Source organism: Candidatus Methanoperedens nitratireducens (genome assembly GCF_900196725.1).
GTDB classification, from domain to species: Archaea; Halobacteriota; Methanosarcinia; order Methanosarcinales; family Methanoperedenaceae; genus Methanoperedens; species Methanoperedens nitroreducens_A.
This window is the reverse complement of the sequence record NZ_FZMP01000207.1, coordinates 17,532-39,787: the sequence shown is the minus strand read 5'-3', so window position 1 is coordinate 39,787 and position 22,256 is coordinate 17,532. Positions and strand designations below refer to the sequence as shown.

General features: G+C 45.5%; 23 protein-coding genes. 13 read left to right on the top strand and 10 right to left on the bottom strand.

The window, feature by feature from the left end; translation table 11 throughout:
* The first annotated feature begins 26 nt into the window (after nucleotides 1–26).
* The 4 genes from MNV_RS15050 (at nucleotide 27) to MNV_RS15035 (ending at nucleotide 2,631) form a co-directional block, all read left to right on the top strand.
* The gene (locus tag MNV_RS15050; protein WP_096206769.1) at nucleotides 27–761 is read left to right on the top strand and encodes a glucose-6-phosphate isomerase family protein; all 735 of its coding nucleotides are present in this window, start codon (nucleotides 27–29) and stop codon (nucleotides 759–761) included.
* Between the two features lie 79 nt (nucleotides 762–840).
* The gene (locus MNV_RS15045; protein ID WP_096206768.1) at nucleotides 841–1,893 is read left to right on the top strand and encodes a peptidase U32 family protein; all 1,053 of its coding nucleotides are present in this window, start codon (nucleotides 841–843) and stop codon (nucleotides 1,891–1,893) included.
* On the top strand, nucleotides 1,878–2,261 hold the full coding sequence (locus tag MNV_RS15040) for a DUF5402 family protein (protein ID WP_096206767.1): 384 nt from the start codon (nucleotides 1,878–1,880) through the stop codon (nucleotides 2,259–2,261). Before MNV_RS15045 ends, MNV_RS15040 begins: the two co-directional genes overlap by 16 nt.
* A complete protein-coding gene (locus tag MNV_RS15035; RefSeq protein WP_096206766.1) occupies nucleotides 2,248–2,631 on the top strand; it encodes a hypothetical protein in 384 nt (127 codons plus the stop codon). Before MNV_RS15040 ends, MNV_RS15035 begins: the two co-directional genes overlap by 14 nt.
* A 58-nt stretch (nucleotides 2,632–2,689) precedes the next feature.
* On the opposite strand, the gene MNV_RS15030 is transcribed toward MNV_RS15035, so the two are convergent.
* From MNV_RS15030 to tnpA, 3 genes are all read right to left on the bottom strand, one after another.
* Nucleotides 2,690–2,878, bottom strand: a complete 189-nt coding sequence (locus MNV_RS15030; protein WP_096206765.1) for a hypothetical protein — start codon at nucleotides 2,876–2,878, stop codon at nucleotides 2,690–2,692.
* The gene (locus MNV_RS15025) at nucleotides 2,862–3,164 is read right to left on the bottom strand and encodes a UPF0175 family protein (protein ID WP_179294015.1); all 303 of its coding nucleotides are present in this window, start codon (nucleotides 3,162–3,164) and stop codon (nucleotides 2,862–2,864) included. The genes MNV_RS15030 and MNV_RS15025 overlap by 17 nt, the downstream gene beginning before the upstream one ends.
* A gap of 386 nt (nucleotides 3,165–3,550) precedes the next feature.
* A complete protein-coding gene (gene tnpA, locus MNV_RS15020) occupies nucleotides 3,551–3,991 on the bottom strand; it encodes an IS200/IS605 family transposase (protein ID WP_179294014.1) in 441 nt (146 codons plus the stop codon).
* A gap of 169 nt (nucleotides 3,992–4,160) precedes the next feature.
* Between tnpA and MNV_RS15015 the strand changes: the two genes are divergently transcribed.
* The 5 genes from MNV_RS15015 to MNV_RS14995 are packed head-to-tail and all read left to right on the top strand — an operon-like array spanning nucleotide 4,161 to nucleotide 12,257.
* Nucleotides 4,161–5,465, top strand: a complete 1,305-nt coding sequence (locus MNV_RS15015) for a metallophosphoesterase family protein (protein ID WP_096206762.1) — start codon at nucleotides 4,161–4,163, stop codon at nucleotides 5,463–5,465.
* Nucleotides 5,466–9,008 carry an AAA family ATPase gene (locus MNV_RS15010; protein WP_096206761.1) on the top strand — a complete coding sequence of 1,181 codons (3,543 nt, stop codon included), beginning with the start codon at nucleotides 5,466–5,468 and terminating at the stop codon, nucleotides 9,006–9,008. It begins immediately after the preceding gene.
* Nucleotides 8,996–10,147: a DNA double-strand break repair nuclease NurA gene (locus MNV_RS15005; RefSeq protein WP_096206760.1), complete on the top strand. Its 1,152-nt coding sequence runs from the start codon at nucleotides 8,996–8,998 to the stop codon at nucleotides 10,145–10,147. Before MNV_RS15010 ends, MNV_RS15005 begins: the two co-directional genes overlap by 13 nt.
* A gap of 26 nt (nucleotides 10,148–10,173) precedes the next feature.
* Nucleotides 10,174–10,692, top strand: coding sequence for a hypothetical protein (locus tag MNV_RS15000; protein WP_143311821.1), 519 nt, complete (start codon nucleotides 10,174–10,176; stop codon nucleotides 10,690–10,692).
* The gene (locus MNV_RS14995; protein WP_179294013.1) at nucleotides 10,689–12,257 is read left to right on the top strand and encodes an ATP-binding protein; all 1,569 of its coding nucleotides are present in this window, start codon (nucleotides 10,689–10,691) and stop codon (nucleotides 12,255–12,257) included. Before MNV_RS15000 ends, MNV_RS14995 begins: the two co-directional genes overlap by 4 nt.
* Before the next feature lie 36 nt (nucleotides 12,258–12,293).
* Here MNV_RS14995 and ruvC read toward each other — a convergent pair whose 3' ends face one another.
* Genes ruvC through MNV_RS14980 form a run of 3 tightly spaced genes read right to left on the bottom strand, consistent with a single transcriptional unit; the run spans nucleotide 12,294 to nucleotide 14,390 of the window.
* Entirely contained in the window at nucleotides 12,294–12,770 is a 477-nt protein-coding gene (gene ruvC / locus MNV_RS14990; RefSeq protein ID WP_096206757.1) for a crossover junction endodeoxyribonuclease RuvC, read from the bottom strand.
* 6 nt (nucleotides 12,771–12,776) lie between these two features.
* Nucleotides 12,777–13,598 carry an NAD(+)/NADH kinase gene (locus MNV_RS14985; RefSeq protein WP_306453656.1) on the bottom strand — a complete coding sequence of 274 codons (822 nt, stop codon included), beginning with the start codon at nucleotides 13,596–13,598 and terminating at the stop codon, nucleotides 12,777–12,779.
* Nucleotides 13,599–13,604: 6 nt separating this feature from the next.
* Nucleotides 13,605–14,390 (bottom strand): bifunctional fructose-bisphosphatase/inositol-phosphate phosphatase, encoded by a 786-nt coding sequence (locus MNV_RS14980; protein ID WP_096206755.1) that lies wholly within the window; start codon nucleotides 14,388–14,390, stop codon nucleotides 13,605–13,607.
* A 193-nt stretch (nucleotides 14,391–14,583) separates the two neighbouring features.
* On the opposite strand from MNV_RS14980, the gene MNV_RS14975 reads away from it, so the two are divergent.
* Nucleotides 14,584–14,892, top strand: a complete 309-nt coding sequence (locus tag MNV_RS14975; protein ID WP_096206754.1) for a Sec-independent protein translocase subunit TatA/TatB — start codon at nucleotides 14,584–14,586, stop codon at nucleotides 14,890–14,892.
* A gap of 1 nt (nucleotide 14,893) precedes the next feature.
* Nucleotides 14,894–15,193 carry a Sec-independent protein translocase subunit TatA/TatB gene (gene tatA / locus MNV_RS14970; RefSeq protein ID WP_096206753.1) on the top strand — a complete coding sequence of 100 codons (300 nt, stop codon included), beginning with the start codon at nucleotides 14,894–14,896 and terminating at the stop codon, nucleotides 15,191–15,193.
* 53 nt (nucleotides 15,194–15,246) lie between these two features.
* On the opposite strand, the gene MNV_RS14965 is transcribed toward tatA, so the two are convergent.
* The gene (locus MNV_RS14965; protein ID WP_096206752.1) at nucleotides 15,247–15,666 is read right to left on the bottom strand and encodes a DUF1699 family protein; all 420 of its coding nucleotides are present in this window, start codon (nucleotides 15,664–15,666) and stop codon (nucleotides 15,247–15,249) included.
* A 212-nt stretch (nucleotides 15,667–15,878) separates the two neighbouring features.
* Nucleotides 15,879–16,667, bottom strand: a complete 789-nt coding sequence (larB, locus tag MNV_RS14960) for a nickel pincer cofactor biosynthesis protein LarB (RefSeq protein WP_096206751.1) — start codon at nucleotides 16,665–16,667, stop codon at nucleotides 15,879–15,881.
* A gap of 313 nt (nucleotides 16,668–16,980) precedes the next feature.
* On the opposite strand from larB, the gene MNV_RS14955 reads away from it, so the two are divergent.
* Nucleotides 16,981–17,754, top strand: a complete 774-nt coding sequence (locus tag MNV_RS14955) for an SIMPL domain-containing protein (protein ID WP_096206750.1) — start codon at nucleotides 16,981–16,983, stop codon at nucleotides 17,752–17,754.
* Between the two features lie 122 nt (nucleotides 17,755–17,876).
* Nucleotides 17,877–18,575, top strand: a complete 699-nt coding sequence (locus MNV_RS14950) for a glycosyltransferase family 2 protein (protein WP_096206749.1) — start codon at nucleotides 17,877–17,879, stop codon at nucleotides 18,573–18,575.
* Nucleotides 18,576–18,584: 9 nt separating this feature from the next.
* On the opposite strand, the gene MNV_RS14945 is transcribed toward MNV_RS14950, so the two are convergent.
* Nucleotides 18,585–19,235, bottom strand: coding sequence for a DUF5667 domain-containing protein (locus MNV_RS14945; RefSeq protein ID WP_096206748.1), 651 nt, complete (start codon nucleotides 19,233–19,235; stop codon nucleotides 18,585–18,587).
* Nucleotides 19,232–22,174 (bottom strand): PGF-pre-PGF domain-containing protein, encoded by a 2,943-nt coding sequence (locus MNV_RS14940; RefSeq protein WP_096206747.1) that lies wholly within the window; start codon nucleotides 22,172–22,174, stop codon nucleotides 19,232–19,234. Before MNV_RS14940 ends, MNV_RS14945 begins: the two co-directional genes overlap by 4 nt.
* Between the last annotated feature and the right edge of the window lie 82 nt (nucleotides 22,175–22,256).

Below are 22,256 nucleotides of genomic sequence, written 5' to 3'. Positions count from 1 at the left end.
ATATTGAAAAACATAATTATTGATTGATGGAGCATATTCTGGAATTCGGGACAAAGAGGGTAAAGCCTAACATCAGAACGCTGTTCGATATGAAAGAGGTCGCTTATGACCGGGAATGGCTTTCCGGGGCGGGCAACATTGTATTGTATTATATGTACCGTGAGCTTTCCCTGAGTAAAAATGACGCGCTCACAATGCGCGAGCACGGCTTGAGATACGACATCACAGTCATTCCTCCCCGCATGCTGGGACGTGAATTCGTGAAGACCGCAGGGCACTACCACCCGGTTGTACCTGGCACCGGCATGACATTCCCGGAAATATATGAAGTCTTAAGCGGCGAGGCTCATTATGTTATGCAGAAGCCTGAGGGCAATAGGATAAAGGACGTAGTGCTGGTAAAAGCAAGCCAGGGGGATAAGGTAATTATTCCTCCCGGATACGGTCATCTCACAATCAATGCCTCTAATAAGGTGCTGAAGATGGCGAACTGGGTCGCGCGGGATTTTGAGTCCGTATATGCGCCAATAAAGGAAATGGGAGGAGGCGCTTATTTTATCCTGGAAAACGGGATCGTGAAAAACTCCCATTATATTGAAGTGCCGGAAATAAGGGCGCTTGCTCCCACAAATGTCCGGGAAGCAGGGCTGCAGAAAAACAAAGAAATGTACGGACTGGTAAGGGATATGAAGAAGCTTGAGTTTTTAACAAAACCCCAGGAGTATGCCTGGTTGTTTGAGGAAATTTACAGTTCCTTATAAGATTCATTTTTTGCGACCGGAATGGTTTGCATGAAAAGATATATTATTCCCCACGACTTGTTGAGCAGGAAGTGAAATAATGAAACTGGTAATACCGCATCCGGGTCATTTTTTAGCGCTGAAAGAGATATGCAAAGAGGCGACCGGGGACGCTTATGAGATCTATATGGCAGGTACGCCGGAGGTGCTCGGTAGCGGCAGGATTACACTGCACGCCCCAATGCTGGATGAGATTGTAACGCAAACCGAGTACCTGCATGACAGGAAACTGAAAATCGGTATCGTTATGAATCCTTCATGCATGGGGGGACAGCATTTGACTTCACAGGGTTACAATATGTTCAGATGGTATTTTGGGAAGCTGAACGATATCGGAGTGGACTCGGTGACGGTTGCCGAGCCTTACCTGATAGAAATGCTCAGGAAGGAATTTCCAGATATAAAGGTCGTGGTGTCTACCATATCTCATGTTGATTCGCCTGAGCGGGCAAGGTTCTACCTGGAACTCGGTGCGGATGCTATAACGCTGGATACCAATATCAACCGGAACTTCGATATCCTGGAAGCCATAAAGGATGTCGCGGACTGCGAACTGCGGCTTCTGGTGAATGAGGCGTGCCTGTACAAATGCCCGTTTCGGTATTCCCATTTCAATCTTTTTTCCCACATGACAGCTCTCGGTAACAAGCCCAGTATTTTCAGCGACTATTATTATGAAAAGTGCATGTCTTTCAGGGTCAGGTATCCGGAGCTGGTAATTAAGTCCCCATGGATAAGACCGGAAGACCTCGGTGCCTATGAGGCGCTTGGTATAGATTGTTTCAAGATGTCCGGGCGTGCCAACACGATACGCTGGATAATAGATTGCATGAAAGCTTATTCGAACCGTTCTTACGACGGGAACTTGATGGACCTGCTTGACTGCCCCAGTGAACTGCGCGATATGTTCTATATCCCTAACAAGGAACTGGAAGGCGCTGTAAAACAGTGGATGGGTTGCAAAAAATTCTGTCACAGGTGCGGATTCTGTAAAGCTACAGCGGAAAGAGTTATCAGGGTTTATGAATTTAAAGACCGGCAAAGAAAGACTTTGCCCTTAAAAGAGGTTAGAACAAAATGCGCGACTTCGTAACTAAGATCCCCGAGAACCGTGGAAAGCTTGAGAGCACCATCAGGAAATTCAAAGGAGCACCGGTCTATATAATAGAATTAAAAGTGTTTGGAACTGCGTGCGGGTGTATGGGCATGCTTGCGGATCTGAGGGGATTGCAGACAGAGGATCTGGAAGTTTACCGGAAACAATTCGTCGCTATCCTGTCTGAGATCAGCAAAGACCTCGGTCTGAAGCCTCATCTGATATATGCCCGTACCCTGCCCGGGTCTTTTGAGGTGGTGGCGTTCACGGCGCGCGAACTTTGCAACAGGTGCAAGAACGAGCTTGGAAGCTTTGAAAAACCAAGGCCGGATTTAATAATACTCGGTAATTATGCAAGGTCGTAATGATAAAGCCCGGCTGGCAGCCGAAATAAAGGACAAAAAATATATCGATAACTATATAGAGAAATGGCTGAACCTTGAGGCACCTGATAAACCGTACATTGAATGCGAGATATGCGGGTATATCAGTAATGCCTCTATCCACCAGCATCTCCTGGCACCTGAAGAGTTGGTCCCGAATTCCGGTGATAACCGCATACTCCACTTATGTTCAAACTGCAATTACGAGCTTCGCACCCTTATAGACAGGCACCTTACCGGGGTAGTGCCTGGGATGATACAGCAGGTATGTGAAGAGGCTTTTAACAGGTTAAAAGATATGAAAAAACAATACAGGGACGCGCATAAGAACTTAGAAAGGATAGAGGTTTGACTTTTTAGCAACCCGGACATCCCATCTTCTGCCCTGGAATCACCTTAGCACATGATATTCAAAACCCTGGGTGGTTACCAATCCATAGGTTCACCGCTATAAGCAAAGAGGCATTATCGCTATATTTTAAGACCTCTTCCCTGACCTGCGAAGGGATTATAATTTTCGAGTATAATTCTTTCAAGAGATTGAGCTTTCCAATCTTAGCCAGCAGAAGAAGCGGACTGGCGTCACTTACCACGGGCATATTCTAAATCTTCTTTTAACTCTTCAAGATCATATTGAAAAACGATCTTTTGTTTTGGTAACTCAGCCAGTAGTTCAGCCAGAGAGACCCCGGCGATCTCAGCGGCTCTCCAGAGCGTTATCTCCTGGTTCTGGTACATTCTGAGCACTTTTTGTATTTTCCACTCGCGCAGCCCCTCGTCTATAAGCTTTAATATGAAAGAGTCAGTATCGGTTCTTTCTTTTTTGGACCAATACTCGATCTCTTTTAATATATCTGCTGGAATCTCGTTTGCTATCGTGGACATTTCCATTCATCCTGGATTTGCAATAGTAACACTGACTTCTGACTTTAATAAGTTTTCCGAAAGTCTGAGAAGGAAATGGTTCCTGAACTGCCTTATTTAGCCGGGAATGAATTTGGCGTTGGGCAGAAACGAGATATGATGTCCAGATATGAACTTAGCCAAGAGGAATCAATAAGTTTACGAGGTTTGTAACGATGATTTGAAGAACTGAAAGGTTTGGAATTAAAAGCGCAACACTTTGATAATACTTTTTGACAATCCCGGCGCAAGAGTACCGCTTCCTCCAATAGTTCCGTCCGGTCCCATGTTGAATCCTGAAGGAAGAGATGTTCCAGCAGCAATTGAAAATTTATATGGTGGGTTTCCTCCCGTCACAAACCCCGTACTTAATGTACGAGGCCTGTAGCTATTGATTTTGCATGGTGTTTATCCTGCGTTTCAATATACTTCTGTACTACCTCCCATCCTTGCCCTACGGACCCGTGGAAGCAACTCGGTGCCCAGAAATGATCGCCGCACCAATCCCTGAGATGCGGAAATTCCTCTCTCAGTATCCTGCTCGACCTTCCTTTTAATTTCTTTGCAATAAAGCTCAGCGAATACTTAGGAGGATATTTAAAAAAAATGTGAACATGATCAGGATTCACAGCTATCTCTATTATCTCAATACCCATCTCTACACAGGTTTTGCAGATAATCCCCTCAGCGATCATCGCCACATCTCCCACGAGGACCTTTCCTCTATATTTGGGAGAGAACACAAGGTGGTCTGTCAGCAGTGATACCGTATGCCTGTCATGCCTGAGCTCTTTCTTGTTACCATCCATATAACCGATACACTGACGCCTATACATAAAGTACTTCAGCAAGAGCGGCGCGAAAGTATTCCTTAGAAAAAGCGAGAATAGATACGTACACCCTAATATAATAAACTCCCCATTCACTTTCGCCCCGCTCCCGCAACAATTTTTAACCCGTAGCGCCTTTTAAGTCCCAATGAACTTCATCCATGCGAGCGATTTTCACCTGGGTTATGCTCAATACGGGCTCCCCGAGCGCTTCCGTGACTACGCCCGCGCTTTTCATACTGTCATTCAGCACGCCATTGATCACAGGGTGGAATTCATCCTTATCTCAGGTGATTTATTTCACAAGCGGAACATAAACGCGCCCACCTATAGGCAGGCGCACAAGGTACTTTCGGAATTAAAAAAGAAAAGTCCTTCCGCAGGCGTTTATGTCGTTGAGGGAAATCATGATCTGGCATACCACCAGGATGGCTATAGCTGGCTTGATATGCTGAATTCCGAGGGTCTGCTTAAAGTTATAAAGCTGAAAGAGGCAGAGGCTGACGGCGTCAAACTAATGGGTGATTTTATCGAACTGGACAACGTCCGCATCTTCGGTGTGAAATACATCGGCTCAAGCACTGTTTCTGTAATTCCCCAGATAGCAGAGGAGATAAAAAAAATAACCGCCGCCCGGGGAGAAAAATACACGATACTGATGATGCACTTCGGCATGGCGGGGCAGATGAGGCAGGAGGCTCCAGGGGAGATCCATTATAACTCTCTTTTACCCTTAAAAGAAGTCGTGAATTACCTCGCGCTCGGGCACTATCACATGAATTACGAAATTGACGGCTGGATTTTCAATCCGGGCAGCGTTGAAATGATCGCGATGAATGAATATGGTTTACCGAAAGGCTTCTATCACGTAAGGGACAGCGGCACAAAACTCATAAGCCCGGTAACCCGCCCTGTGAGGCGCATCAAACTGGACATAAGCAGCATCGCCACCCCGGATGAGCTGTATTCGAGTATTGGTTCAAGGCTGGACAGGGAACCATCAATCCCACCGGACCCGCTGATTGAACTTTTGCTCTACGGCAACATGAATTTTCCAAAATCCGATATAAACCTGGAGCGCATAAAGGATATGCTGTCTGAACAGTTCAAGCCTCTCTGGTCGGAAATAAAGATACTGAAAAGCAACTCGCAATACACGCTCAACGAGGGGGACGTGCGCGGGCTGACGCGCGAGGAGATAGAGCACCGCGTTTTCTCAGACAGGGTAAAACTTGACGGCAGGTACAGGGACAATGCGGAAGAGATAGTGAAAACGATTATCGAAGCAAAAAGGATGGCTGCAGCAGGGGTTGAAGAGAGCGCGATCCAGACGGAGTTGAGATGGTGTTTTGAAAAAATAAAAAGCTCTCTGCCGGATAATGAAGATAAGACGGGTAAAAAAGCTGCCGGTCCAGCACAGAAGACTCTCCTTTCACGGATAGGGGATGCCTGAATGCTGATAAAATCGGTTGAATTAAAGAACGTAAAATCCTACAGCCATGAGACAATCGAATTCCTTGAAGGCATCAACGGCATCTGCGGTCAGAACGGGCACGGGAAAAGCACTATCCTTGAAGCTATCGGCTATGTGTTGTTCGACTATCCTCCCTACAAAAAGATAGATGACTTCCGCAGGCACGGCGAAAAATCAGGCTATGTCGCCATAACCGTAGAAGGCAGGGATGAAATTGAATACACGATAACCAGGAAATTGGGCGGAAGCGAGTATTATATTAAAACGCCTGTCAGCGAGATCAAAGGAAAAAAGGATGTCACGGACTGGATAGCATCCAATCTCCTGTATAATGTCAGGTCAACGGGGGACGTGCCCTCTATTTTTGAAAATGCAGTAGGGGTTCCCCAGGGCACGTTCACGACAGCGTTCCTCCTGAACCCCGAGCCGAGAAAGAAGATCTTTGACAATATCCTGCGGGTGGAGGAATATAAAGAAGCATACACTAACCTGCGGGAGGTAACTGCGGCTATTGAAAAGACGATTGATTCGATGGACAGGGGGCTGATACCCCTGCGAACCCGCACAGAGAAGTATCCTGAATTGAAAAAAGAAAAAGAAGACATGCAAAAAGAGGTTGAAGAGCTGAAATCTGATATCAAAGAGATAAACAAAAAGCTCTCCTCTCTAAATAGAAAAAAAGAAGAACTGACAGGCAAAAAATCCCGGCTGGACGCTCTTACGTCACAGATAAAAAGCGAACGCATCCGCCTTGAAGAGGTAACAAAACAATTTGAGAGAATAAACTCAGACCTAAGGCGTGCGGAATCAGCCCGGAAGATCGTAAACGAACTGGCTCCTGTTGAGGAAATGTATAAAAAAGAGAACGTTACGCTTAAAGAATTGAACGGCGACCGCCTGAAGAGGGATAAGCTAAAAGAGGATATAACGAAACTTGATCTTAAAATAAACTCCTTTACGGAAAAGCTAAAATGCTCATCCAAACTTACACTGGAAAATAAAGAGCTTGAGGGAAAAAAGAAACAGCTTACCCCAAAAATCGAAGCCGCGCACAAACTTGAAGAATCCATTGGCAAACTTCAAAAAGAATTGAAAGAGCCCATGAACGATATAATCTCACGCCTTTTGAACCTCAGGGAGAAATCAAAGCGCATAGAGGATATCAGGCGCGATATCGAGGAGCAAAAGACCAGAATATCACATCTTTTACCCCTGAAAATTAAGCAATCGGAGCTTGAAGCCAGGATAAAGGATCGGAAAGATAGCCTTGAGGTGCCGCTTCGGGAGCTGTCATCCGCAATTCCAGTGCTAAAAGAGAAGGAAGCCCGGGCCGAAAAATTGCGAAGTGAAATATCACACCTTGTATCCAGGAAGAACCAGCTTCTTCCGGCAGTAAAGAGGCAAAAGGTGCTTGAGGATGAAATGAAATCTCTTTCTTCTTTCCTGGATTCGCTCGGGAAACTTGGCTTTGAATTAAGACAGGCAACTGAAAAAGAGCAGCGAGCGAACGCGTTATTGGTAGAGATTGAGCAGCTTGGAAATAAGATTGCTGCGCTTCTTCCTCTTGTCGAACAGCAGACAATGCTTGAGGCGCGCCAGCAGGAACTGAACCAGAAGCATGCTGCTGTAAGCTCTTTGCTTAAACAAACCCGCAGCAACATGAAACTTGCCGGAACGCAGGGTTTATGCCCGATCCTGAATGGGATTAAATGTACTTCGGTCAGCGATTTTACCCGTTATTTCAATGATGAGATAGAATCCCGGGAAAAAGAACTAACAGAAATAAAGAGCCAGTTAGACCTGATATCAAAAGAATCAAAACAGCTCAATAATCCCATAAAACAGCGCGACGATATGCTGGTGCTTATAACAGCTAAAAAGAAAGAATTCGGCGCTTATAACGGTGTTTATATTGAGGTAATTTCGTGTCGTTCAAGAATTGAGGCTTTGGTCTCATCGTATCCCTCGCTCGGGATTGATATACTTACCGGGAATGAGGATGAACAGAAGGCAGTTTCCCTTAAGCTGCAATCCCACAAAAAGGAATTGGAAAAAACACAAAAATCAGTTACGGAATTTGAAAGCGCAGAGGCTCTGATAACATCAAAAAATAAAGACCTTGAAGACCTCTCCAGCGTTCCCGCTGCCCTGGCTGAGTGCGGTGAGAAGATAAAAGAACTGAATTCCAGGTTCGGATTGAGTGCTGAAATCGATGGTGTTAAAGCCGCTCTTGAAAAAGTTATGCTTGAAATAAGCTCGCTTGGGGCATCTTTAAAAGAAATGAACGACCCCTCCGGGCAGGTAGCCACGATAGAGTCGCTGGTAGCGTCAAAGCAGGGGGATTTGACCTCTTTGAAAGAAGTCCCTGCGATGATATCCGCCTGTTTAAAAAAGCTCGAAGAACTTAATAAGAAGTACAATTTAAAAGACGCACTGGAAGGAAACCCTGCCGAACTTAAGCTGGTGGATGAACTGATCGAATCGAAAACCAGGGAACTCAAAGCGCTGAACTCACCCGATAAAGAGTTTGAGAACCTGAACGATATTATCGGAAAAAACCTGAAAGATCTGAAAGCTCTTGAACATGTTCCTGCATCGCTTGAATCGTGCAGGCACGAGCGGGATGCAATTGCAGCCGGGTTCCTCCTGACATTTGACGGGCTTGATGAAAAAATCGCATCTGCGCAGGATAATATAACAAAGCTTGAACCTGAGCACAACAAATATTTGCAGGCTCTCCCGCTGGCATCAAAAGCGAGTGAATATGCGCAGGAGTGCGGAAAACTTAAAGAAAATATATCATCGATCAATTCTGCGTTGAACGAGGCTCTGCGCAAGTATGAGGAGCTTTCACGGGAATTCAGCGAGCCGCTTCTTAACGATACTATCTCGCAGCTTGAAGAACTTGGAAAAACCGTAAGCAGTAAGGCGGAAGCTACAAAGGGGAAAAACAAGAGCCTTGAGAAGCTTGTGCGCGAGATCGCAGGCATGGAATCGGAGATCACAAAAATAAATGAGATAGAAAAAAAGCTGGAGAATGAAAAACAATTCCTCTCGTTCTCAAATTTCATACGCGATACCATCAAGAACTCCTCTGAGTTTATCGCCAATGAATTTATCGGGGAGATAAGCCAGGAAGCAGGTAACATTTATTCCGAGATAATGGATGACTATACCTGCGGGCTTAAGTGGCAAAATGATTACGATATCGAGGTCGAATCCGGCGGAGAAGTAAAATCGTTCAGGCAATTAAGCGGTGGGGAACGCATGGGCGCAGCGCTCGCTGTGCGGCTTGCGCTCCTGAAAGCACTTTCAAGCTGCGATTTCATATTCCTTGATGAACCCACGCAGAATATGGATGAGTTAAGACGGGAAAAACTCTCGCAGGAGATTATGAAAATCCGCGGGTTCAAACAGGTATTCGTTATATCCCATGACGACACATTCAATGAAAAATATGCAAATGTTGTGAGGATACAGAAAATCGATGGTGAAAGCAGGGTGCAGCAATGCTCGACCTGAAAAACATTTCTTTGCAGTTCGATTCAAAGCTTGAGGCGATAAAGTCATACGATGCCCAGAGGTCCGAGCTTGCGAAAGAGTACAGGGAAGAGCTTGGGAAACTGAATGTCATTGACTTTAAAATGAACGAAGCGCTGCCCTCTTACAGCGGCGCGAAACTTCTTGAGCCGGGGAAGCTCATCCGTCCTTTTCAATTTAACTGGAAAAACAGGCATGAGGCGCTTGAATGGATTAATTCCGTGCTCTCAGGCGTCGCTGTCGGGGCTGTAGACGGCAGCCAGATATATTCGGATAAAAATTACGAAATACCTTTAGCCGTTATACAGACCTCGCGCATATTTAACAGGCATACAAATGATTCGGATTATAAGCAGGAAACTGAAGCCTCAATTATCACCCCGGATGAGTTCGAGGCGGCAAGCGTATATTCCTTCGGGAGCGAGTACGTGGATGCGCGGCGCTTTGCTGCGGAATGCGATAGCATGGTTCAGTTGATGAAAGAGCATGAAAAGCTCTACGTTCTGCTTGACGGCGCGCTCATCCTGTCACATATAAACGTGCTTAATGCTAATATCCGTCAGATTTATGTCAATGCGATAACCAGGCTGCTTGAAGCCTCGGAAAGTACGAAAAACCCTGTTATCGGTTACATCGATACAACGATGTCCCGGGACGTTACCCTGATGATGCACCACATTTTCGAATTAAAAAAGAGTAAGCTTTCTGACACGCATCTTTTCTCTAATATTTTATGGGGGGAGCGGACGGCAGCTTTCCTCTGCGACAGGGATGACAGGAGGGGTGGGGATTCAAAGGCGGTGCTTGACTACTACGGCAGGTTCAGGAACGGTATAGCGTTCTTTTATATGAGTATGAGCAATGGGCTTCCTGTGCGCGTGGAATTTCCCTCATGGGCGTACCAGGCAGGTCAGGTCGATAAGATAGCAGATATAATCAGGGCAGAGTGCGTGATACGCGGCAATTATCCCGACATCCTGATGCGGGCGCACGACGCTGCGCTGATACGGATGAGCGAGCATACACTTTTTTATGGTATGCTTGACAATTTCTGCAAGGCGCACGGGATCAAAATACACAAAAGTGCCAAACATTTTCATAAAATGATGAACTGGAAATAAAAAACAGGAAATAATGAAAGGAGGATATGATGGTATTAGGAGATGTAATCAGGGTAGAGGATGCGAGTACATACGTGGTGAAAATACCGCCTGACACACAGAAGGAGTGTGTCGGCAGGCTGGTGAAAATAAAAAAAGACGATAGGATCATAGTGGGTGTGATAAAGAACATCAAACATACAGTACGTGAAGAACTTATCCCGTATATTGAGCCGCAAATGCAGCCCAAGTATGCTCCTTTTAATGAGGATTTCAAGAATAGCTATTATACAATTCATGGGCTTGGGACGATCAGCAACGGAAATGTGAAGTACAGCATAGATTCACCGCCCGATATAGGTGATGAGCTTCTTTTGCTAGCCCAGGACGAGGTAAGGGATTTCCATACATTGAATGGCAAACCCAGCATCGCCTATTTCCAGGCGAACCGTGATGCCCTTGGCAGGTCTGTTCTTCTTGGCATCGTGGAACAGGTAGAGAAAAACTACCCTGAATGCTGCGCTATGCTGAAACTTATCAGGAAATACATCGAGAGGGGCACATGATAGGAACTGTCAGCTCCTCGGATGAGGATGGTTTTAATTTCATCTCGTGCGAGCGCCTCCCGAGAGGTATGTTCATCAGCTATACCGATGCCGGGAAAAAAGTTCTCTGCCGGGTGAAATGTTGTGAGCCGCTGAACCGCTATCCGCAGGAGTTCCTTATGGATATGAGCATCGAGGCTGATACAGTATCGGGGTTTTACGGCCTTGACCCCACGGATTTTAAATACTATTCTTATTCAGCCGACGTGGTGGGCTATTTTGATGCCGCGATGGGTGAGTTCATAAATCCCAGAACAAACCCGGAAAACGGTGTAAGGATAGAGCCTGCGGGAAAGGATATCCTTAAAGACATAAGCAAGGTGAAACAGGGTGAAAGGGGTTCGGCATCCATTGGTACTGTTCTTGGGGCAGAGGCAGATATAGTCATGTCGGTGCGGGATATGGTGAGCCAGCACGTTTCGGTCATTGCATCCACGGGAGCCGGGAAATCGTACACCGTAGGCGTCCTTGTTGAAGAATTGCTAAAACCCAAAAACATGGCGCCCGTCCTGATTTTTGACCCTCACGGCGAATACTCTACGCTTGCAGAAATATCGAACCAGCCTGAATTTATTACACCCTCATACCGCCCGAAGGTCAGGATAGTGAAGCCCGAACATATAAAAATCCGCGTAAGTGACCTGCTTGTAAGCGATTTTATAAGCATAATGGATGACGGCACGATGTCCGATAAGATGAAAACACTTTTCCGGTCTGCTTTTCACAACCTCAAGAACAACAGCAAGAAACAATTCACCCGCAATGAACTGAAGCAGGAGATAGAGGCGCTGCGAAATTCAAGTAACGAGTCCACGATAGACGGGATCATCTGGAGGTTCGGGAAACTCTCTGCGCCGATATTCGATGATTTTCAGACCATTCCGCTGGCTGAATATTTCAAGGTCGGTCAGCTTACTATCATGGATGTCTCAGGGATCGAGGAGACATACCAGCAATTGATAGCATCGGTTATGCTGCGCCGGCTTTTCGATGCGAAGATGGGCACCGAGAATAACAGGTACAACGAATCCCATGTGGATAAGTTCCTGCCTTATCCTGTATTCGTGGTCATCGAGGAGGCGCACAGGTTCGCACCCCATAGCGGCGAGGCTAAATCAAAGAGCATCCTGAAAACGATTCTCTCTGAGGGCAGGAAGTTCGGCATTGGCATATGCATGGTTTCGCAGCGCCCCAGCAAGCTGGATGCTGATTCGCTCTCGCAGTGCATGACGCAGATAACGATGCGCATAATCAATCCCACAGACCAGCAGCAGATTGCCCAGAGCATCGAATCTGCAAGCAGGGAGCTTATCTCGGAACTGCCCTCGCTTGCCAAAGGTCAGGCTGTGATCTCAGGGGTGGCAATAAATACCCCCACGCTGGTCAGGATACGGAAGAGGCTTACGAGCGATCTTAAGGGCAGGAGCAAGGATGCGCCGGCGCTGTGGAAGTCACAGAGGGAATATGAGGAGAAGCATGAGAAGCCTGCGGTGAGGGCGGATGAGGAGATGGATATCGGGGTTTAACATAAGATGGATTATGATAATTTGAATTATGTTAATTCACCTTAAAAAATTTATATGACATAACGCAATCGAAAGACCATCCGCCGAGTCATCAGGCTGCGGCAGTTCATCCAGGTTCAGCAGCCTCTTGATCATCTCCTGCATCTGTTTCTTATCAGCGCACCCGGAGCCTGTTATCGCCTGCTTTACCTGGTTCGGGGTATATTCAAAGAGGGGTATGTTCTTTTGCTGCGCTGCAAGAAAGATAACGCCCCTTGCTTCGCTGACGCTCATCGCGTTCGTGACGTTCTTATTAAAAAAAAGCCTCTCAACCGCGACAGCTGTGGGATTATATTTTTCAAAAAGCGCGCTGACTTCGTTATATATTTCCATGAGACGTTCAGGCGTCTGTTTTTCGGCTGAGGTCCTTATGCATCCGTAACTCACTGGCGTTGGCGTGATGCTGTTATCCTCTTTCCGTATTACGCCGAAGCCCACGATTGCAAGCCCGGGGTCAATGCCGATAACGATCATATGCCTCTATGCAAGCTTGCTCCTCACTTTCTCGTAGAACCCGTCCTTCCTTGTTTTCACGAACCTGGCGGGTTTCTCAGCCTTCGTGATGAATATCTTATCGTCCTCATTTATCTTCTTTGTGTACTGCCCGTCTATCACGATCACAGCTTCTTTTTTCGGAGTAGTGAGTTCCATCCTTATCTCGCTTTTTGCCGGGACAACCCAGGGGCGCGCGGATAGTTTAAACGGCGCAAGGGGCACTATCACCATGCCGTCCACCCGCGGATCAACTATAGGACCTCCGGCGCTCATCGCATAAGCGGTCGAGCCTGTGGAAGTGGCAAAAACGATTCCATCAGCCCGCAGCTCCTCAAGCTGGTTTTTATCCACGAAAATCTTATAGGAAAGTATCTTGGCGGGATTTGCCGTCAGGACTACGACCTCATTGGTAGCTGGCGGCAGCGGCTCGTCATTGACCCTGATAGCGAGCCGGGAGCGCTCTTCCACCTCAAAGCCTGAAAGCATCTTATCAATGACCTCGCGCGCTTCATCGGGGTTCACATCGACAAGAAATCCGATGGTGCCCATATTTATCCCGAGCACAGGAAGCGGATCGTCCATTTTCTGTATTCCGCGCAGCACGGTCCCGTCGCCTCCTATCGCGATAATGAATTCTACGCCCTTTTTTCTCATCTCCACCATCGGCATGCCTTTTTGATTTAGCTTTTCAGCGGTTTTTGTATCGATGAATACCTCTGCTTTTGTTTTGAGATAATCCACGAGGTTCCCGACAAAAGCTATCACATCATCCCTGTCGCATCTTGAAATTACTCCTATACGTCTCATATGCACCTACACAAGTTCAAGTAATTTATCATGAGCCTTCCCGTTGCTGGCAACTAAATTCACCCGCTTCTTCACATCAAGCGGGGTTGATAAAAGCTCCCCATTCCCGTCCGTTATCATACCACCAGCCTCTTTGACTATCAGTTTCCCTGCCGCTATGTCAGTGATACGAAGCATCCCGCGCATATCGATAAATGCATCGAATACCCCTGATGCCACATAGCATAGTTCAAGAGCAGCGCATCCGAACACCCTTACTCTCCTGGCAATATGGTTGTTGATAGCGACGGCATGGGGGCGGTGGCTGTAGGATATCACGCTCAATTCGGAAAGCTCGGAACGGGAGGATACGTGTATTGGTTCGTTATTGAAAAACGCGCCTTTTCCCCTTTCTGCCGTATAGATATCCCCGGTAACAAGGTTTTTCACATATCCGTACCTGATATCGGATAAATCGGAGCCGCATATCGCGATCGGCACGCAGTAAAAGGGGATGCTGTGTACAGCATTGAACGTGCCATCTATAGGATCAAGAACAAAAGTGAATTCAGGCTCTTTGCCGATCGTTTTCTCGCCAAGTTCTTCGCTCACAAACCGCATCGATATGCCGTCTCTCTCAAGCACCTGAAGGGCTGCGTTCTCAGCGGTTTCATCTATCTTTTCTGTCGGCGTGCCGTCAGCGCCGATACGGAGCACCATACCGGCTTCGGGTTTTCCTACCAGTCCTGAAACAGCCTGCTCAATCGACGCCGCAACATCGTTGCAAAGGTCATAAAATGTATTATGTTTCATTAAGTTACATGCTTCCTTCAATTTACTATCGGTAGGATTGCAAACAATAAAAAGCTTTATTGTTCACGATATGGCCGGGTTTGAAATTATCCTCTACACTTTTACGAGGCTGTCGGTATTTAAATATATAGCCAGTACAGGACAATGATAATGGTAGTAAAGATTATATAATAACAAAATCAACTGATATTTGATGATCGGAACTCCAGAATTGATTTTGATCTTGATCGCTGCTCTGTTCTTATTCGGTCCGGATAAACTTCCGGAAATGGCACGTTCGCTGGGAAAGGCTGCCGGGGAGTTCAAGAAAGCACAGATCGAAGCAGAACATGAGTTAAAAAAGATAGATAAACCTTTAAATGAACAAGACATAAAAGTACATAATTTAGCTATTGAAATGGGTATAGATGTGAAAGGTAAAACAATCGAGCAGCTCGTTGAAGAAATACGCAGTAAGGTAAAATCCAGTGAAATGCTGCCTGCAAAACCGGCTGGTGCGTAATATGGCAATAGGACCACCTGAGATAATATTAATAGTGCTGGCAATCCTCATCTTATTTGGTGCAAGTAAGATCCCGGAGCTTGCCCGTTCACTCGGTAAAGCCACAGGCGAGTTCAAGAAAGCAAAGATAGAGACTGAAAATGAGTTAAAGAATACCGAAACATCACTTAAAGAAAAACCTGCCGAAAGTAAGATAAAGCAGATGGCAAAGGACCTCGGAATCGCGACTGAAGGCAAGAGCGATGAGCAGTTACTGGATGAAATCCAGAAAAAAATGCCAACTGTAAAATCCAATACTTAATTAACCATACTTAACTAACGATTACTAAAAATGAAAAAATAAACAAAGAAGAATCATTTGGTTCTCTTTGTCTTCTCCTTTTCTTTTATAAGGAATTTCAATAAATCCTTGCTGAGACGTGTTTCTCTTCCCAGTCTGTCAAGTACGGAGGACTCTGATAAGCCCTCACCCTTAAGCTCCTGCATCCTGTCGAAAACTTCAGGTTTGATCTCTGAATATTCGTTTATATCTTTCCTGTGTCCCCACACATCCCCTTCCAGCAGTGAGATCCCCTGCATATCCAGAAACATCTTGGTCGAATTTGATATCGTCCTGATGTATGAACTTGGTATATGTATCGCTTTCACATTAGGGCATGCCTGCACCAGCGCAAAAATATCCTTGTTCGATGGCCTGAAGGCAAGATGAATGATCTTTTCCCCCGATCCTAACGAATTAATTTCCTCTTTCGAACTAACTACCCGTATTCTCATAATATTTTAACCTCCTAAGTGTTATACGTTTTTCATACTATATTACTTTTTCACTTGTTATAGAAATTTGTTCGAGATAGAAAAACATATATATCCATCAAAAAGCTTTTTACCATCTCACGATATAAATAATTTTCTCAATTATTTTCTCAATTAAAAAGATATTTGGAATAAATGGATTTGGAATAAGTGGTATGGTACTATCAGGCATATTATGCCGATTTTTCTATTTTATTCCTATTTTTCGCTGCCAGGTTCGCTATCCTTGCCGCAAAAGCCCCTGCCACGAATCCTGCATCGATGTTCACTACGGTCAGAACAGAACAGGATTGCAGCATAGAAAGAAGCGCAGCCTTCCCTTCCCCTCCTGCCCCGTAGCCCGTGGAGACCGGGACACCGATAACAGGTACATCTACAAGACCCGACACTATCGCCGGGAGCGTTCCCTCGCGTCCGGCGGCAACAACGATGGCATCTACGCCAGTCACAATAAGCCTGGTCAGTTCGGGAAAAAGCCTGTGGATGCCTGCGACGCCGACATCGTATATAGCAGTAACAGAGCAGCCCATCTCTTCGGCTATTATTCTTGCTTCCTCAGCCACCGGGATATCAGCCGTACCTGCCGAAACAATACCGACCCTGCCGCCTGTCTTGTCGACCGGTTCGCCTATAGAGATCACGCCTGCGCGTCTTGAACTCCTGATCAGTAGTTTCATCTCCTTTGCCAGCGATTCAAGTGCCAGGTACTTTTCATCACTCGCCCGGGTTACGATAACTCTCCCCTCATTTTTTAAATGAACCTGCGCGATGGATACGACCTCATCGCAGGTCTTGCAATCAGCTATGATAGCTTCGGGGATGCCTGTTCTCTTCGCCCTGTGGGTATCAACTTTTGCAATATCAGATAAAGTTTCAAAATTAGTTATCCGAAGCTGCTTTTCAGCTTCTTCAAGGGTTATTTCGTTATTTTTTAATTTTTTCAGGGTATCGGAGAGATCCATGTACTTAAGTAAATCTGCATATAGATTATTCTTATGCATTCCGAAGGCATGGCAAGGTCAGCTTTAAACTTATTTAGAGCTATTTATAAGATTTAATTGAGGTTGGAGGTCAAAACGCGGCTGACTGACAAATATATTCGTTACACTAACTCTTCCCAACCTCAATCAATTGGTTTCGGTGACATCGTAATAAATGTTGGTAGCAACCGTTGCTACCAATTTAAAATCAGGCAAATGGTTCGAAGCGACAGCCAGCACACGCAAGGTTTATCTCCTGCCAAGCCGTTATTAAATCAGGGGAAGAAAGAGGTGTATGAATCAGGAAACAACAGGTAATAAACTGTACATACTTCTGGTTATTCTCTCAATTGGCATTGTGATAATAATTGCGGGTTTATACGTAAGCGCCGCAGGTGCGAATGCAAAGCTGGGAGCTTCTGAACAGAGGGAGCTTTCTGTTTCCGGCTCTGCATCGGAATTTGTGGTGCCTGATACTGCATCCATAAACATCGGTGTCCTGACGCAGGCCCCTACTGCCGGGGAAGCCTCGCAGAAAAATAACAATGCTATGACATCTGTGATAAATGCCCTTAAAAGCCTGGGGCTTGGCGACAGGGAAATCCGGACATCCTTCCTGTCCATCCAGCCATTGTACAAATCTCCAGCGGAAGGTGAAGCGCCGAACATCACCGGATATTCGGCTTCCAATAATGTACAGGTAACCACGAAGATACCCGGCAACCTGAGCGACATCGTAGAAAAAGCAGTCGCCGCCGGCGCGAACCAGGTCAGCGGGATATCTTTTACAGTATCCGAAGAAAAGCAAAGACAGATCAGCGACGAGCTGCTTGTAAAGGCTGTAAATGACTCATCTGCTAAAGCAGGCCTGCTTGCTCAAAGCCTGAAGGTCAGGATAACCGGCGTGAGAACGGCGTCGATAAGCGAAGGCGCGCTTCCTCCCGTTTTGCACCGGCAGCGGTGGAAAAACCGGCACACCCATCCAGCCGGGCGAGTCGCAGGTTTCGCTTTCTGTCCAGGTGACCTATATGATAGAATAATCGGGGAGCCAGAAGAACCAGAGGAATAAACCGTTTACCTGAATTCGTAAGTTTCCGGCATGTGCTTTCGGCATGTGCGTCCAGTATATGCCTTGCGTTCTTAACGTTATTTAAAGAAATGAGAACTAACGAAATATCGAGTGGGGGTAGTATGAGTCTTACAAACAAATACGGTGAAGTGAAAAACGTAAGCTTGGTGATACCGACATTGAACGAAGAATCGAATATAAAAGAGGTTTTCCCGTACATCCCTGAATTTATAGATGAGGTAGTAGTTGTGGACGGTAATTCCACAGACAGAACAAGGGATGAAATATTAAAATACAGGAAAGATGCGAAAATCATTGTAGAAAAACCCCGGGGAAAAGGCGCGGCAATGAGAACCGGGTTTGAGAATGCGACCGGGGATATATTGATAATAATGGATGCGGACGGAAGCCACGATCCCAAAGAAATCCCGGGACTTTTAGAACCTGTGCTGGACGGATATGATGTTTCAAATGGCTCACGCATGATGCCTGGCGGGGGTTCGGCAGATATCACGCCATTCAGACGATTGGGTAACAGGTTATTCGTCACTATGGTGAACATGCTATACGGTTCAAACTACACAGACCTGTGTTATGGTTATAGGGCATTTAAGAAAGAGGCAATTAAAAAGATATACTGCCAGTCAAAAGGGTTCGAGATCGAGACTGAACAGTCAATACGCATGAAAAAAGCGGGACTCAAGGTGAAAGAAGTACCATCCTTCGAAGCCTGCAGAAAGAACGGGGATTCCAATCTTAACTCTTTCAGGGACGGATGGAGAATATTTAATACAATACTCAAAGAGTATTTTAATTCTTAAGAATGCCCGCTAGCCGGTGCTGACAACAGCCTTAGAACTTGACCGCACCGAGACTGAACTTGATGACCCGTTCCGCGAGGAGTTGATAACAACCACCTGTCTGGAGTTATTTGTGACGGAAACTACTGTCACATTGCTGCCGTCCCGGGTGACAGTTGCATTGCCGCCTTCTGTTTGCACTGAGACGTTCCCGTTGATTGAGCTGACATTAATCCTGCTCCCTCCTGCGGAACTGCTTGCCTCGATGATGCTTTGCTGGACTACGCTGGCTCTCAGTGAACTTTTTAAATTTTTTGTTCGGTTTTTATGGCTCTCAATCCTTTCTTTTATACCTACGTTAATCTTTTTTGTTCCATTATCGGCGTTCTTTTCTATAGCCCCATGGAGTTCTTCCAGTTGCTCTGTATATTCATCCATGGCTTTTTCAAACGCTTTTGAATTATTTTCCATCTCCTCAGCTTCAGCCAGCCGTTCTTCGGCAAGGTCAAGCATTTTCAGGTCTTTCTCTTCCTGGCTGGAAATTAGATTGATGCTGAGTTTCTCCATCCACACTTTTAAAGGATAAAGGAAACTTTCAGGGCCTACCCAGCCGGAATCTCCTTTTGCCTCCACACTCTGGACGATCAGTAACATCACAATTACTACCGCGATAGCTCTCATTTTCCCACGTCCTTTTTATTTAATCTCTTATAATTCCTCTTAAGATAGGATATTATACCTGCTATCCCAAAAACCAGTATGACTGCTGCGGATAAACCCGGGATTTTACGCTTCGGTTCGTCGGCTGAGAGATTGGCTATTGCCTGGGTTGTATTTTGCTGGTCTGGAGACACGGGCATATCAAGTACAGACATCTTGCTGCCTATCTGTTCTTTGGTTGCAACGATTGCAAAACTGCTGAAGTTGCCTGTAAGGCTGGCGTAATAAGTGTAATTTGATTTGTTTTCTGCAATCTCGGTATCCAGTTTGACCCAGGTTCCCCGCCATTTATAAAGGCTTATATCCGCCGGATCGATGTTATTTTCTGCCAGCCAGCTGTTGTTGACCCGGTATGCCACAACCCCGTTACTTACTTTCCGGCTGAAGCCGCTTGTGCCTACAAAGACATTGAAGTACTTGTATAGTTTGCCCGGAGCATCTTCACCGATAAGCTTTGATCTGTTCCTGAGCACTTCAACAACAACAGGCACTGAGTTCTCGCTTGAGCTGCTTTCAAACCCAACAACCATGACCGGATCTACAGATTTAAATACGTAAGTTGAGGCTGATTTCGCGTAAACGGCCATTTCCCTGACCTCTCGCGCCTCAATGTTATTGAAATCCTCACTGCTGGCAGGCGCGCCTCCGCCGCCACCTCCGCCGCCACCTCCGCCGCCACCTTCACTTGATACGTAGATACTCTCTGGAATATTCCCTTTCCAGCACTTATTTACGCATATCTCCACATAGTCGGTATCATTGATTGGATAACCAGATTCATTTTTCGCACTAAAGGTCGCCATATTTATAATATATGGGAATCCCATTTCTGATTCTTCTGATTTGAACCTGGATAAAGCGCCGATGGTTGCCGGATATTCATAGCTCAGGCTGCATGGGATCTGTTTTTGATTTTCATTGTAACAACGCGAGGTATTGCCACTGACTTCATATCTTGAGATATTGAAATATTTTTGCGGATATAACGGATCAAAAATAGAGATATTCGTCATATTGACCGTACTGTTAGCTTCAAGGACATATGTAATTGTGGTTGTCTTTCCCTCGCTAACGATGGCAATAGCCGCATCAGTTTGCTTTATTTTGAAAACAGGGATTATCGGGAGATGTATAGTAGTAAGGTTGGTGTATTTTAATACAGGGGTTTGATTTATATACCCGTTGACATCTATTTTCAGGGAAAAATCGAAAACTCCTTCTTTAACTCCTTCCGGTTCTATTTCAAATTTCACCCTGCATATACTGGTTCCATCAGGACATGATTTAGACTCGTTTTGTCCAAGCGTTACTTTATATGTATCATTGGTCGCATTATTACCGATCTCGGTAACATTGAGAACCAGCCTGACATCTGCTGCGTTCTTAAATGTACTGTTGTAACCGATAAGTTTCCCTATATGTCCGATATTTGCATCCTGCCATATCCCAACCGACGTTCCGTTCTTATCCGTTACTACTATCGGTTCAAGAAGCCTCAGGTCAAGCTCAAGAGGGTTTTTTACTTCGACCGTTATTATCTCACTGTCTATTCCGCCGTAGCTGTCGCTGCTGTTAAATCCCCAAACATATACCCCTGCGTCCCCATCTCCGGGAGTCCATGTGTAAGTTCCCGTGTTGCTATCAAAACTGCCTTTGCTTGCGTTCGTCCCGTAGCGTATAGGGTCTGAATCAGCATCGGTTGCACTTAAGCTGAATGTCAGTAGCTGACCTTTGTATATGGTCTTATTTCCTATGGGAGCCTGAACGGGGGGGTTATTCGGTATGGTAGCGTTGAACCATACAAGTGTCTGGTTGATAATTCCTTTCGTATCCACCGTCTGTGCACTGATATTCTGAGTATAATGCGGTTGCCACTGAAGATTAAGGTAATTAGCCGGGGAATAAACTTTTTGCAATTCGGTGCCGTTACTGTACATAAACAACACGTAACTGAAATCCGTATCTGTGGGATTGACCCAGCTATTGTTTACAAAAAAGTTGCCTGCTACTGTATTTGGATTAGATACCGAAGCAGGCGAAGTAGTATCATAGATTGTTTTATTCGCATTAATATAATTTGCGCCATTGATTGTAACTTCTAAATAACCCGTATCAAATCCGGTCTTAGAATAACTGAAGTTATAAGTGCCGTTAAGAAAACCAGTTATCAAATAATAGCCGGATGCTGACGTAATACCTTGGTTGCTGCCGCTCTGAACCTGAACACCTCCAAGTCCCGAACCTGAATTATCGAACACATAGCCGCTTACATCATATGTAGGTATTGGGACAACAGCCCAGTTCCAGGTTTTTGAGATAAGATAATAGCCGTCAGTAGCATTTGCAGTAACAGTGTGTGTTCCAACGCCTGCCGTAGAATTTGTATAGCTTGCCGATGCCGCATTTTGATTGGTCTGGACTACAAAACCATCAATATACCAGGTAGTGGATGCGCTTCTATTGAGATTTATTTCAAATTTCTGAGGCGTACCGACCTGTGTGGTTGGGTCATCAACAGGGGAAAGTGATATGATTGATAGGGGCGGCGGAACGTTACTAATAACAAAATTGCGGGTCACAGTTGTGGTATTGGAAGAGGTTATATTCTCATTTATAGCGTTCACTGTTAGCGTATAACTTCCATCAGCAAGTTCAGCAGTATTTAAAGAATATGCAAAATCCTCCCCTGAATCGGGAGTATTTCGATTGGGGGTCGTAAAATCAGATCTGACAGTTCCGGTTGTGTTAGTAATAATGAAATCTACCCTGTTTAGATTCTCGTCTGGACTGGTAATATGGGCAACAAATTGGAAATTACCGCTAATGGTTTCACCATCACTCGCTGGTTGTACAATAACAACAACCGGGGATGCTGCCATAACAATGAAAGCAACACTCATAATTACCAGTAAAAAAACAAATCCTTTAATAATTTTATTAATGGTGATACCCCCCGGCAACTTTTGCAGACGATATTGAATC

What these genes read in the sequence shown, in the direction of transcription:
- MNV_RS15050 (WP_096206769.1), top strand. Translation starts at nt 27, where the DNA reads ATGGAGCATATTCTGGAATTCGGGACAAAGAGGGTAAAGCCTAACATC.
- MNV_RS15045 (WP_096206768.1), top strand. Translation starts at nt 841, where the DNA reads ATGAAACTGGTAATACCGCATCCGGGTCATTTTTTAGCGCTGAAAGAG.
- MNV_RS15040 (WP_096206767.1), top strand. Translation starts at nt 1,878, where the DNA reads ATGCGCGACTTCGTAACTAAGATCCCCGAGAACCGTGGAAAGCTTGAG.
- MNV_RS15035 (WP_096206766.1), top strand. Translation starts at nt 2,248, where the DNA reads ATGCAAGGTCGTAATGATAAAGCCCGGCTGGCAGCCGAAATAAAGGAC.
- MNV_RS15030 (WP_096206765.1), bottom strand. Translation starts at nt 2,878, where the DNA reads ATGCCCGTGGTAAGTGACGCCAGTCCGCTTCTTCTGCTGGCTAAGATT.
- MNV_RS15025 (WP_179294015.1), bottom strand. Translation starts at nt 3,164, where the DNA reads ATGTCCACGATAGCAAACGAGATTCCAGCAGATATATTAAAAGAGATC.
- tnpA (WP_179294014.1), bottom strand. Translation starts at nt 3,991, where the DNA reads ATGGATGGTAACAAGAAAGAGCTCAGGCATGACAGGCATACGGTATCA.
- MNV_RS15015 (WP_096206762.1), top strand. Translation starts at nt 4,161, where the DNA reads ATGAACTTCATCCATGCGAGCGATTTTCACCTGGGTTATGCTCAATAC.
- MNV_RS15010 (WP_096206761.1), top strand. Translation starts at nt 5,466, where the DNA reads ATGCTGATAAAATCGGTTGAATTAAAGAACGTAAAATCCTACAGCCAT.
- MNV_RS15005 (WP_096206760.1), top strand. Translation starts at nt 8,996, where the DNA reads ATGCTCGACCTGAAAAACATTTCTTTGCAGTTCGATTCAAAGCTTGAG.
- MNV_RS15000 (WP_143311821.1), top strand. Translation starts at nt 10,174, where the DNA reads ATGATGGTATTAGGAGATGTAATCAGGGTAGAGGATGCGAGTACATAC.
- MNV_RS14995 (WP_179294013.1), top strand. Translation starts at nt 10,689, where the DNA reads ATGATAGGAACTGTCAGCTCCTCGGATGAGGATGGTTTTAATTTCATC.
- ruvC (WP_096206757.1), bottom strand. Translation starts at nt 12,770, where the DNA reads ATGATCGTTATCGGCATTGACCCCGGGCTTGCAATCGTGGGCTTCGGC.
- MNV_RS14985 (WP_306453656.1), bottom strand. Translation starts at nt 13,598, where the DNA reads ATGAGACGTATAGGAGTAATTTCAAGATGCGACAGGGATGATGTGATA.
- MNV_RS14980 (WP_096206755.1), bottom strand. Translation starts at nt 14,390, where the DNA reads ATGAAACATAATACATTTTATGACCTTTGCAACGATGTTGCGGCGTCG.
- MNV_RS14975 (WP_096206754.1), top strand. Translation starts at nt 14,584, where the DNA reads ATGATCGGAACTCCAGAATTGATTTTGATCTTGATCGCTGCTCTGTTC.
- tatA (WP_096206753.1), top strand. Translation starts at nt 14,894, where the DNA reads ATGGCAATAGGACCACCTGAGATAATATTAATAGTGCTGGCAATCCTC.
- MNV_RS14965 (WP_096206752.1), bottom strand. Translation starts at nt 15,666, where the DNA reads ATGAGAATACGGGTAGTTAGTTCGAAAGAGGAAATTAATTCGTTAGGA.
- larB (WP_096206751.1), bottom strand. Translation starts at nt 16,667, where the DNA reads ATGGATCTCTCCGATACCCTGAAAAAATTAAAAAATAACGAAATAACC.
- MNV_RS14955 (WP_096206750.1), top strand. Translation starts at nt 16,981, where the DNA reads ATGAATCAGGAAACAACAGGTAATAAACTGTACATACTTCTGGTTATT.
- MNV_RS14950 (WP_096206749.1), top strand. Translation starts at nt 17,877, where the DNA reads ATGAGTCTTACAAACAAATACGGTGAAGTGAAAAACGTAAGCTTGGTG.
- MNV_RS14945 (WP_096206748.1), bottom strand. Translation starts at nt 19,235, where the DNA reads ATGAGAGCTATCGCGGTAGTAATTGTGATGTTACTGATCGTCCAGAGT.
- MNV_RS14940 (WP_096206747.1), bottom strand. Translation starts at nt 22,174, where the DNA reads ATGAGTGTTGCTTTCATTGTTATGGCAGCATCCCCGGTTGTTGTTATT.